10 protein-coding genes, 1 rRNA gene and 1 pseudogene are annotated in these 11,334 nt (G+C 68.5%); 11 read left to right on the plus strand and 1 reads right to left on the minus strand.

Annotated elements, in window-relative coordinates:
- The first annotated feature begins 11 nt into the window (after positions 1-11).
- From rrf to QOC69_RS22275, 9 genes are all read left to right on the plus strand, one after another.
- Positions 12-124 (plus strand): 5S ribosomal RNA (rrf, locus tag QOC69_RS22235).
- A 142-nt stretch (positions 125-266) separates the two neighbouring features.
- Positions 267-1,100 carry a tetratricopeptide repeat protein gene (locus tag QOC69_RS22240; protein WP_526443618.1) on the plus strand — a complete coding sequence of 278 codons (834 nt, stop codon included), beginning with the start codon at positions 267-269 and terminating at the stop codon, positions 1,098-1,100.
- Between the two features lies 1 nt (position 1,101).
- Positions 1,102-2,121 carry an HAD-IIA family hydrolase gene (locus tag QOC69_RS22245; RefSeq protein ID WP_526443620.1) on the plus strand — a complete coding sequence of 340 codons (1,020 nt, stop codon included), beginning with the start codon at positions 1,102-1,104 and terminating at the stop codon, positions 2,119-2,121.
- 13 nt (positions 2,122-2,134) lie between these two features.
- Positions 2,135-2,320: a hypothetical protein gene (locus tag QOC69_RS22250; protein WP_526443622.1), complete on the plus strand. Its 186-nt coding sequence runs from the start codon at positions 2,135-2,137 to the stop codon at positions 2,318-2,320.
- 6 nt (positions 2,321-2,326) lie between these two features.
- Entirely contained in the window at positions 2,327-3,136 is an 810-nt protein-coding gene (locus tag QOC69_RS22255) for a TlyA family RNA methyltransferase (RefSeq protein ID WP_526443624.1), read from the plus strand.
- Positions 3,133-4,056 carry an NAD kinase gene (locus tag QOC69_RS22260; protein WP_526443626.1) on the plus strand — a complete coding sequence of 308 codons (924 nt, stop codon included), beginning with the start codon at positions 3,133-3,135 and terminating at the stop codon, positions 4,054-4,056. Before QOC69_RS22255 ends, QOC69_RS22260 begins: the two co-directional genes overlap by 4 nt.
- A complete protein-coding gene (gene recN / locus QOC69_RS22265) occupies positions 4,056-5,819 on the plus strand; it encodes a DNA repair protein RecN (protein ID WP_526443637.1) in 1,764 nt (587 codons plus the stop codon). The genes QOC69_RS22260 and recN overlap by 1 nt, the downstream gene beginning before the upstream one ends.
- 93 nt (positions 5,820-5,912) lie before the next feature.
- The gene (gene steA, locus QOC69_RS22270; protein ID WP_526443628.1) at positions 5,913-7,097 is read left to right on the plus strand and encodes a putative cytokinetic ring protein SteA; all 1,185 of its coding nucleotides are present in this window, start codon (positions 5,913-5,915) and stop codon (positions 7,095-7,097) included.
- Between the two features lie 39 nt (positions 7,098-7,136).
- Positions 7,137-8,078 carry a copper transporter gene (locus QOC69_RS22275; RefSeq protein ID WP_526443630.1) on the plus strand — a complete coding sequence of 314 codons (942 nt, stop codon included), beginning with the start codon at positions 7,137-7,139 and terminating at the stop codon, positions 8,076-8,078.
- 172 nt (positions 8,079-8,250) lie between these two features.
- Here the strand turns inward: QOC69_RS22275 and QOC69_RS22280 are convergent, their stop codons facing one another.
- A complete protein-coding gene (locus QOC69_RS22280) occupies positions 8,251-9,801 on the minus strand; it encodes an aldehyde dehydrogenase family protein (protein WP_526443632.1) in 1,551 nt (516 codons plus the stop codon).
- A 156-nt stretch (positions 9,802-9,957) separates the two neighbouring features.
- Here QOC69_RS22280 and QOC69_RS22285 point away from each other — a divergent pair, with 156 nt between their 5' ends.
- On the plus strand, positions 9,958-10,593 hold the full coding sequence (locus tag QOC69_RS22285) for a TetR/AcrR family transcriptional regulator (RefSeq protein ID WP_526443634.1): 636 nt from the start codon (positions 9,958-9,960) through the stop codon (positions 10,591-10,593).
- 242 nt (positions 10,594-10,835) lie between these two features.
- Positions 10,836-11,334 (plus strand): annotated as a pseudogene (locus tag QOC69_RS22290) (CTP synthase); the annotation flags it as partial.

Below are 11,334 nucleotides of genomic sequence, written 5' to 3' on the forward strand. Positions count from 1 at the left end.
GTGAATAGAGTTACGGCGGCAACAGCGGCAGGGAAACGCCCGGACCCATCCCGAACCCGGAAGCTAAGCCTACCAGCGCCAATGATACTGCCCCTCCGGGCGGAAAAGTAGGACACCGCCGAACACCCATTAGGAATCACCCCCCACAATTGCGTGGGGGGTGATTCTCTTTTCGTGAATGGACGAATTGAATTCGGCGTTCTTCGCGAAGTGTCGAATGGCCCCGTATCCTTTGCGGGACGGCCGGCAGAACAGGGAAGGCACACGTGGCTAGCGACAGGCAGGACGGCAGCGAAGAGCGACCTCCGCGACGGGCGTCCAATGCCGGCGGACCGCATCGCGGGCCCCGCGATCGCCGCGGAACGCCACGGTCGTCGAGTCCCGACCGTGCACGGCGAGCGCAACCCAGACCACACGATTCCGGCGACTCAACGCAGAGCTCGGGCCCGGCGCTGCCGGCCAAGATCGAGGCCAGGCAACTGTCGCCCGAGATCCGCGGTGAACTAACCACGCTGGACAAGGCCACCGCGGATTACGTTGCCCGCCACCTGGTTGCAGCAGGCGAACTCCTGGACGAGGACCCCGAAGCCGCACTCGAACACGCCAAGGCCGCCCGCAACCGGGCGGCCAGAATCGCCGCCGTCCGCGAGGCGGTTGGAATCGCGGCCTATCACTGCGGCGACTGGGCCCAGGCACTCGCGGAGTTGCGCGCCGCCCGCCGGATGGGCAGCAAGTCGCCGCTGCTGCCGATGATCGCCGACTGCGAACGCGGCGTCGGCCGTCCCGAACGGGCGATCGAACTGGCCAAGGGGCCGGAGGCCGCCGAACTCACCGGCGACGACGCCGACGAACTGCGCATCGTGGTCGCCGGCGCCAGGTCGGACCTCGGGCAGAACGAACAGGCCCTTGCCATCCTGTCGACGCCGCAGCTGGATCCGACGCGGACGGGCACGACGACGGCCCGCCTCTTCTATGTCTACGCCGATACGCTGCTCGCCCTGGGGCGGCAGCCGGATGCGCTGCAGTGGTTCATCAACGCCGCCGCGGCCGACGACGAGGGCGTGACCGACGCCGAAGAACGCATCACGGAGCTGTCCTGAGGTGACGACACTCGCGCAAGAGCACGACTGTCTGCTCCTGGACCTCGACGGCACCGTGTTCCGCGGCGACCAGCCGACACCGGGTTCCGTCGACACCCTTGCGACGATCGAGGCGCGCACGTTGTTCGTGACGAACAACGCCTCGCGCGGACCCGATGAGGTCGCCGAGCACCTGATCGCGATGGGCTTCGCCGCCAAACCCGCCGACGTGGTCACCAGCGCTCAAAGCGCGACGCGGCTGCTGGCCGCTCAATTGCCCGCCGGGTCAACGGTTCTCGTCATCGGGACGGAGTCGCTGGCCACCGAGGTCCGCAACGTCGGCCTGCGTCCCGTCCGGCAGTTCTCCGACGATCCCGCGGCCGTCGTGCAGGGCCACTCGCCGGACACGGGCTGGGCCGATCTGGCGGAGGCCGCGCTGGCCATCCGCGCCGGTGCGCTGTGGGTGGCGGCCAACGTGGATCGCACCCTGCCTTCCGAACGCGGCCTGCTGCCGGGAAACGGCGCGATGGTCGCCGCGTTGCGCACCGCGACCGATCAGGAGCCACAGGTGGCCGGCAAGCCGGCACCGACGCTGCTGAACGACGCCCTGGCCCGCGGCACGTTCGACAGTCCCTTGGTCGTCGGTGACCGGCTGGACACCGACATCGCCGGAGCCAACGCCGCAGGGCTGCCGAGCCTGCTGGTGCTCACCGGCGTCAGCACGGCCGCGGAGATGGTGTACGCCGTCCCACAGGAGCGGCCCACCTACGTCGCCGACGATCTGCGCTCCCTCTATGACGACGCCAGCACGCTGCGGATAGCGCCGCATCCGGCCTGGCGGATCGAGATCGGTCCTGGTGTCGTGACCGTGTACTCGACCGGGCAGGACGCGCAGGACCCCCTGACGGTGGTGCGCGCCATCGCAAGCGCGGTGTGGCACGCCGGGTTGGATCTGCCGTTCGGCATCCTCGGCGGCGACACGACGGCAGACGAGGCCTTGGACCGCTGGTCGCTGCTGCGTTCCCCCCGAATCCTCGACTAGCGTGGCTACTGACATGACTACCGACCCCGACCAGATCCGGTCAGAGATCACATCGCTGCTCGCGGTGCTGCCCGACCCGGACTCAGCCGACGCCGACGTGGACGTCATCGCAGCGCGCCTGGAGGAGGCGCACGACCTGTTGGTGCAGGCACTCGAGTCGGTCGAGAAGGGACCGAGCGCAGCCGGAATCGACGGGTGAGCACGCATGCCTCGGCGTGCTCGCGTTGATGCGGAGCTGGTCCGGCGGGGCCTTGCCCGGTCGCGCCAGCAGGCCGCGGAGCTCATCGGCGCAGGCCGGGTCAGGATCGACGGCATGCCTGCGGCCAAGCCCGCAACGGCGGTCGCCCTCGACGCCAGCCTCACCGTCGCCGGCGCGGACGAACGCAGCTGGGTGTCGCGCGGTGCCCACAAGATCATCGGCGCGCTGGACGCCTTCGGCGTGACGGTGCAGGGCCGTCGCTGCCTCGATGCGGGTGCCTCGACCGGCGGCTTCACCGAGGTGCTGCTGGACAGGGACGCCCGCGAAGTCGTCGCGGCCGACGTCGGCTACGGCCAATTGGCCTGGCCGCTGCGGTCGGACCCCCGAGTACGGGTGATGGAACGCACCAACGTGCGCGAACTCACCGCCGACGTCATCGGCGGGCCCGTCGATCTGGTGGTGGCGGACCTCTCGTTCATCTCGCTGGCCACCGTGTTGCCCGCCTTGGTGTCGTGCGCGTCCGCGGACGCCGATATCGTTCCCATGGTGAAGCCACAGTTCGAGGTGGGCAAGAGTCGCGTCGGTCCCGGTGGGGTGGTCAGCGACCCCGGACTCCGGGCCGAGTCGGTGCTCGGGGTCGCACACCGCGCCGCCGAACTCGGTTGGCACACCGTCGATGTCACTGCGAGTCCCCTGCCTGGCCCGTCCGGCAACGTCGAGTACTTCCTGCGACTGCGGGCCAGCACCGACCGGCCGCTCGTCGGGGAAGCGCTCACCGATGCCGTGGCCCAGGCCGTTGCGGAGGGGCCGCAGTGACCAGCGAACGCACCATCCTGCTGGTGGTCCACACCGGTCGTGACGAGGCCACCGAGACCGCGCGCCGGGTGGAGAAGGCGCTCAGTGCGCGCGGCATCGGCCTGCGGGTGCTGGCCGCGGAGGCGGTCGACCACGGTATGCAGCAGGTGGTGCCCGATGTCCTGCGCTCGCTTGGCTCCAGCATCGAGATCGTCGACGCCGACGAACGCGCCGCGGAGGGCTGCGAGTTGGTGCTCGCACTCGGCGGTGACGGCACCTTCCTGCGCGCCGCGGAGCTGGCCCGCAACGTCGAGATTCCGGTTCTCGGCGTCAACCTCGGCCGGATCGGCTTCCTCGCCGAGGCGGAAGCGGACGCCATCGACTCCGTCCTCGAACACGTCATCGACCGCGACTACCTTGTCGAGGAACGCATGACCCTCGACATCGTCGTGCGCGTCGACGGGCGCATCGCGCACCGCGGCTGGGCGCTCAACGAAGCCAGCCTGGAGAAGGGGCAGCGGCTCGGCGTGCTCGGCGTGGTGCTCGAGGTCGACGGCCGTCCGGTATCGGAGTTCGGATGCGACGGCGTGCTGGTGTCCACCCCGACCGGGTCCACCGCGTACGCCTTCTCCGCGGGAGGGCCGATCCTGTGGCCCGAGCTCGAGGCGATCCTGGTGGTGCCCAACAATGCCCACGCACTGTTCGCGCGCCCGATGGTGACCAGGCCAGAAGCGTCCATCGCCATCGAGATCGAAGCGAGTGGACACGACGCGATGGTGTTCTGCGACGGCCGCCGGGAGATGGCGGTGCCCGCCGGCGGGCGTCTGGAGGTGACGCGCTGCGGCACCCCGCTGAAATGGGTGCGGCTGGACAGCGCCCCGTTCACCGACCGTCTGGTGCGCAAGTTCCGCTTGCCCGTCACGGGTTGGCGCGGCCAGTAGTGCTTGCCGAGATCCGGATCGAGGCGCTTGGCGCCATCAACGCCGCCACCGCTGAGTTCGACCGCGGGCTCACCGTGCTGACGGGGGAGACCGGAACCGGCAAGACGATGGTCGTCACCGGCCTGCACCTGCTCGGCGGCGGGCGTGCGGACGCCAGCAGGGTGCGGTCGGGCTCCGAGCGTGCCGTCGTCGAGGGCCGGTTCACCACCACCGACCTGGGTCAGCACGTCACCGTCCGGGTCGACGACATCCTGGATTCCTCTGGCGCCGAGCGGGACGACGACGGCAGCGTGATCGCGGCGCGTTCGGTGAGCCGGGACGGCCCGTCGCGGGCGTACCTGGGCGGCCGCAGCGTGCCGGCGAAGTCGTTGAGCACGTTCACCACCGAACTCCTGGCGTTGCATGGCCAGAACGATCAGCTGCGGCTGATGCGGCCCGACGAGCAGCGCGCCGCGTTGGACCGGTTCGTCGACGAGGACACCCGGTTGGCGCGCTACCGCGGCACGCGCGACGAATGGCTGGCGGCCCGTCGGGACCTGGCCGACCGCAGGGAGCGCGCGCGGGAACTGGCGCAGGAAGCCGACCGGTTGCAGTTCGGGCTCAACGAGATCGACGCCGCCGCGCCGGAACCCGGTGAGGACGAATCGCTGGTGACAGAGATCCGGCGGCTGTCCGAACTGGACGCGTTGCGGGAGGCGGCGCAGTCCGCGCGGGCCGCGTTGTCCGGCGAGCTGGACGAGGTGCCCGAGCCCGACGCGACGTCGGCCGTCGACGGGGTCGCGCACGCGAAGACGGCATTGGAGTCGACCGACGACGCGGCGCTGCGGGCGCTCGGCAACCGGCTCGGCGACGCGCTGGCCGTCATCGGCGACGTCTCGACCGAGCTGGGCGGCTACCTGGCTGACTTGCCCAGCGACGCAAGCACGTTGGAGACCAAGCTGGGCCGGCAGGGCGAGCTGCGCAACCTCACCCGCAAGTACGCCGCCGACATCGACGGCGTCCTGGGCTGGGCGAGTGATGCGCGGGACCGGTTGGCGCAGCTCGACGTCTCCGAGGAAACCCTGGCGGCGCTGGCAGTGCGCGTCGACGAGCTGCGGGCGACGTTGGTGGCGGCCGCGGCTGATCTGACCAAGGTGCGGATCAAGGCCGCGAAGGCCCTGGCCAAGGCCGTCACCGCCGAGCTGGCGGGGCTGGCCATGGCCGGCGCCGGGTTCAGCATCTCGGTGACGCCGCTGGCCGCGCGGGGCGACGACTCGGCGCCGCTGACCCTGCCGTCCGGCGATACGGTGCACGCCGGGCACGACGGTGTGGACGCCGTCGAGTTCGGCTTCACCCCGCATTCCGGGTCCGACGTGCTCCCGTTGGCCAAGAGCGCCTCCGGCGGTGAATTGTCGCGCGTCATGCTCGCGCTCGAGGTGGTGCTGGCGGCGTCCGCCGAGGGCACCACGATGGTTTTCGACGAGGTCGACGCCGGCGTCGGCGGACGCGCGGCGGTTCAGATCGGGCGCAGGCTGGCGCGGCTGGCACGCACGCATCAGGTCATCGTCGTCACGCATCTGCCGCAGGTCGCCGCCTACGCCGACGTCCACCTCGTGGTTGACAGCGGCGCGGGCCGCAGCAAGTCCAGCGAGGTGCGTCGACTCGAGGACGACGACCGGGTGGCCGAGCTGGCGAGGATGCTGGCCGGGCTCGGGGAATCCGACAGTGGGCGCGCGCATGCCCGTGAACTTCTCGAGGCGGCACGGCTCGACACGGCAACCTGACTGTGTTGCAGATGTGACAGAAGATAACTTGTGAGGCTGGTGTTACGGCGCGCCTCCACCTTTACCTGAGGGTTGGCCGACAGAATCACCGGAATGAAGATGTCAGCGCTGCTCTCGCGTAATGCCGGCTCCCGTCCGGGCGTCGCAGGTACCGCCCGCGTCGACCGGGACGTCGATCGGCTCCTACGCCGCATCGGACCGGGCGACATCGTCGTCATGGACGCGCTGGACCTGGATCGCATCACCGCGGACGCACTCGTCGAGGCCGACGTCGTCGCCGTGATCAACGCGTCACCGTCGATCTCGGGCCGCTACCCGAACCTGGGCCCCGAGGTACTGGTGGCCAACGGCGTGACGCTGATCGACGAGGCGGGCCCCGAGATCTTCAAGAAGATCAAGGATGGTGCGCGGATCCGCCTGCACAACGGTGGGGTGTACGCGGGCGACCGTCGGATCGCGCTCGGCACCGAACGCACCGCCGAGGAGATTCACGAGCTGATGCACGAGGCGAAGAGCGGCCTCGTCGCCCACCTCGAGGCATTCGCCGGAAACACCATCGAGTTCATTCGCAGCGAGAGCCCGCTGCTCATCGATGGCATGGGCATCCCGGACATCGACGTCGACCTCCACCGCAGGCACGTGGTAATCGTCGCCGAGGAGCCGAGCGCCGCCGACGACCTGAAGGCACTCAAACCGTTCATCAAGGAGTATCAGCCGGTGCTGATCGGCGTCGGGTCCGGAGCCGACGTGCTGCGCAGGTGCGGCTACCGGCCCGCGCTGATCGTCGGCGACCCCGAGGCGATGAGCGTCGAGGTGCTCCGCTCGGGTGCCCAGGTGGTGCTGCCCGCCGACGCCGACGGTCACGCCAAGGGACTGGAACGTATCCAGGACCTGGGCGTCGGTGCCATGACCTTCCCCGCCGCCGGATCCGCCGCCGACCTGGCGCTGCTGCTGGCCGATCACCACGGCGCGTCCCTGATCGTCACGGCCGGCCACACCGCGAGCATCGAGGAGTTCTTCGACCGCACGCGGCAGCAGAGCAATCCGTCGACCTTCCTCACCCGCCTCAAGGTGGGGGAGAAGCTCGTCGACGCGAAGGCCGTCGCCACGCTCTACCGCAGCCGGGTCTCTGGTGGCGCGATCGCGCTTCTGGTGCTTGCCATGCTGGTGGCCGTCATCGTGGCGCTGTGGGTGTCGCGTGCCGATGCCGCAGTCCTGCAGTGGATGTCGGACTACTGGGATCGGTTCCTGCTCTGGGTGCAGGGTTTCGTCACCTAGACCAGATCAGCGTTCGCGCGAAGGCAGAAAGGTGAACCCGTGATTTCCCTACGCTCGCATGCCATTTCGCTCGCCGCGGTCTTCCTTGCATTGGCCATCGGCGTGGCGCTGGGCTCCGGCCTGTTGTCGAACACGCTGCTGTCCGGCCTGCGCGACGACAAGCACGAGATGCAGAACCAGATCAACGGGCTCACCGACGACAAGAACGCGCTCAACGAAAAGCTGAGCGCGGCTGGTGAATTCGATGCACAGATGTCACCGCGGATTCTCCATGAGGCCATGACCGGGAAGTCGGTCGTGCTGTTCCGGACCCCCGACGCCGCCGACGACGACGTCGACGCGCTGACCCGCTTCGTCGGTGCGGCCGGCGGCACGGTATCGGGCACCATCGCCCTGACCCAGGAGTTCGTCGATGCCAATTCGGCGGAGAAGCTGCTGTCGGTGGTGAACTCGCCGATCGTGCCCGCCGGGCGCCAGTTGAGCACCAAGTCGGTGGATCAGGGATCGCAGGCCGGCGACCTGCTCGGCATCGCGCTGCTGCGGGGCAAGGACCCCGCGGCGCCCGCCGTTGACGACACCCAGCGCGACGCCGTCCTGGCCGCGCTGCGCGACACCGGCTTCGTCACCTACGGCAGTCAGCACGTCAGCGCAGCCGACACCGCGCTGATCGTCACCGGTGGCGGACTGGGGGAGGACGCGGGCAACCAGGGCGCCACCGTCGCCCGCCTCGCCGCCGGCCTGGCGCCACACGGAGCGGGCACGATCGTGGCAGGGCGGGACGGTTCCGCGTCAGGCACGGCCGCCGTCGCCGTGACCAGATCCGACCCTGCCCTGACCGGCGCCGTGAGCACGGTCGACGACATCGACAGCCAGTCCGGCCGGCTCACCACCGTGCTCGCGCTGCAGGAACTGGCCGACGGCGGCCGGCCCGGCCAGTACGGCATCGGGCAGGGCGCGTCGGCCGTAACGGTCCCTCAGTAGCGTCCAGAGAAGGTTCGCCATCGGCGTGCCAACGACGACTTGTGTTGCCGGAGTGGCTGACATTGGTTCCCCGCCCATACGGACCAGGACCTCGCCGTCGCGGGGTGGGTCGAGGTCGATCTCGCGGATTTCCCAGTCTTTTCCGACTCCCGCAGCACCGCGGCTTGACACATCATCGCTGCCGCCCCGACCGTGGTGTCATGCCGAACCGGCGCACGCCGCGCGCGGCGGCCGCGCGCATCACCCCGAGCGCGAACTTGACCCGGCGACGTGACACCGGGTACCACAGCAGTTCCTTGGACTGGGTGGGAAACCGCGGTGTCGTGATCGCCTGCTGCCGGCAGTACTTGAGCATTCCGCTTGCACCGCCAAAGCGGGTGCCCACGCCCGACTGCTTCCAGCCACCCAGTGGAAGCGCCAGGCTGAACGCATTGGCGATGGCGTCGTTGATGTTCACCGCACCGACGTCGAGCTGCCGTGCCACCCTCTCGCCGCGTTTCTCGTCCCTTGTCCAAACCGTCGCCGACAGCCCGTAATCCGAGTCGTTGGCCAGCCGGATCGCCTCCGCCTCATCGGCGACTTTCATCACCGGCAACGTCGGGCCGAATGTCTCCTCGGTCATGCATGACATCGAATGGTCGACTTGCGCGAGCACGGTCGGTTCGAAGAAGGTGCCGGTGCCAGTCGGCTTGCCGCCGACCATCACCTGGGCGCCCTTCGCGACCGCGTCGTCGACATGACGCTGCACGACGTCGCGCTGCGCAGACGTGGCCATTGCCCCGATGTCGAACTTGTACCCCCGGTCGTCTTGGCCCTGCCTCAGTTTGCCAACGTTGCTGGTGAGCTTGCCCAGGAATTCGTCGTAGACCGACGCCTCGACGTACACCCGCTCCACCGAGAAACACGCTTGACCGGCCTGCAGCAGCCCGCCCCACGTGATGCCGTTGGCCGCGCGCTCGAGATCGGCGTCGGCAAGCACCAGTGCCGGGTCATTGCCGCCGAGTTCGAGGCTGTATGGAATCAGTTGTTGCGCACACTGATTGGCGATCTTGCGGCCGGTTGCGGCCGAACCGGTGAACTGAACGAAGTCGACGTTCGCGATGACGGCGGCACCCGTGTCCCCGTCGCCGGTCGCCAGCACAAGCACGGGCGGGGCGCCAATCTCGGACCAGCCTCGGACGAACTCGACCGCGCTCAGCGGCGTAACCTCCGACGGCTTCATCACCACTGCAGCACCCGCCGCCAGCGCCGGAATCACGTCCATGGCGGGCATCGTGAACGGAAAGTTCCACGGCGAGATCACTCCGACCACCGGGTACGGTCGGTACGCCGTGGTGAGCCTGCTGCGAGCCGCAAGCGGGTTGTGCGGCTTCGGGTGGTCGTCGGCGAGGAACATCGCGGCGTTGCCGGCCCAGTACTTGAGCATGTCCGCCACGGCGGGCACCTCGATGCTGGCGTCGGCGCGCGTCGCGCCGGTCTCGGACTGCACCACGTCGGCGATATGCTCGCCGTTGTCGAGGATCCAGTCCTGGAACTTCAACAACCATTCCTTGCGCCCGCCCGGCCCGATGGCCTGCCAGTCCGGTTGGAAGAGGCGCAGCTGACGGACCCGCTCGGCGACCTCATCGGCCGAATCGACCGGCACCTCGCCAACGACCATTCCATCGGCAGGATTGCGTACCTGGATGACGTCCGACTCCGTGTGCACCTCAGTCTCGCTCACCGTGAACCCCGTCCCTCGAATTTCGGCGGTCACCACGGGCCACCGATCCGCTGATTTAACGCCGTATGCTATACGGTATAAACGACGATAACAGTTCGGGTAAGGATGAGTTGGGTGAATGCTTCGCCAGGGCGGCCCACACGACGGCGCCGAGGGATGAAGCGCTCGCTGACCGAAGACCAGATCGTCGAGGCCGCCCTCGACCTGACTCGCGAAGTGAGTCTGGACGGGTTGACGATGGCCAGGCTGGCGACACGACTTGGCGTCGGCGCGATGACGCTGTATTCGTACTTTCGTAGCCGAGATGAACTGCTCGATGCGATGGCACGTCGCGCTGCGGTCGAGCTCTACGACGGGCACGTCGACCTTGATGGGGAAAGTTGGGATGCTGAACTTCTGGAGCATTACCGGCAGGTCCGGGAGAGCCTGAAGGCGAACCCGACTTTGGCGGACCTGTTGTTCTACCGAGGCCAAGTGCTGGCCGGCACGGAACTCGCCGAGGAGATCGCCGCCCACTGGCGACACCACATCGACTCGATGATCGCTGGGGGAGTCGAGTCGACTTCAGCGGTCCGTACGCTCTACGGCCTTTCCATGCTCTGCTTCGCCTCTGCACTGCGCGTCGACGATTTCACGGAGTCCACCGAGTACCGCCAGCGCATCGACCAAACGCTGACAGCGGTCGACCGACTCCCGGCGGGAACGGCCCCGGACGTGCGATTCGGCTCAGACGAAGAGTTCGCCTTCATGGTGGACCTGGTGTTGCGTGGACTGAAATCGACCATCGAATGACCAGCGAATCGGAGGGGCGGGGCAGATTGCCGCCGACGGGCGCGGATTTCGACGGTGCGGTACCGGCGTACGGTCCGGACGAATTTTCTTAATGCTCCGCTCGTCCACGGGGTTCGCCATCGGCGCGCCAACGACGGCTTGTCGGAGTCGGTGTTAGGGTGAGATTCCGTGGGTCGGCAGGCCCCAAACCAGGCCACAGCCTGGAAAAGTAAGCCCTGCCCCATCGGCCACGGAGGTTGCTCTTGCCATCGTTACGCAAGCATCCGCAGACCGCGACAAAGCATCTGTTCGTCAGCGGGGGCGTGGCGTCGTCTCTCGGCAAGGGTCTCACCGCAAGCAGTCTCGGACAGCTGCTGACGGCCCGCGGCCTGCAGGTGACGATGCAGAAGCTCGACCCCTACCTCAACGTCGACCCCGGGACCATGAACCCGTTCCAGCACGGGGAGGTGTTCGTCACCGAGGACGGTGCCGAGACCGACCTCGACGTCGGGCACTACGAGCGGTTCCTCGACCGCAACCTGTCCGGGTGGGCGAATGTCACCACCGGGCAGGTGTATTCGTCGGTGATCGCCAAGGAGCGCCGCGGCGAGTACCTCGGTGACACCGTCCAGGTGATCCCGCACATCACCGACGAGATCAAGAGCCGCATCCTGGCGATGGCCGCGCCCGACGCCGACGGAAACCGGCCCGACGTGGTGATCACCGAGATCGGCGGCACGGTGGGCGATATCGAGTCGCAGC

This window comes from Mycobacterium sp., assembly GCF_032162105.1.
Classification (GTDB): Bacteria; Actinomycetota; Actinomycetes; order Mycobacteriales; family Mycobacteriaceae; genus Mycobacterium.

Bases quoted from the DNA above. Each gene is read 5' to 3' on its own strand.
- QOC69_RS22250 (WP_526443622.1), top strand. From the start codon at position 2,135: ATGACTACCGACCCCGACCAGATCCGGTCAGAGATCACATCGCTGCTC.
- QOC69_RS22285 (WP_526443634.1), top strand. From the start codon at position 9,958: ATGAAGCGCTCGCTGACCGAAGACCAGATCGTCGAGGCCGCCCTCGAC.
- steA (WP_526443628.1), top strand. From the start codon at position 5,913: ATGAAGATGTCAGCGCTGCTCTCGCGTAATGCCGGCTCCCGTCCGGGC.
- QOC69_RS22255 (WP_526443624.1), top strand. From the start codon at position 2,327: ATGCCTCGGCGTGCTCGCGTTGATGCGGAGCTGGTCCGGCGGGGCCTT.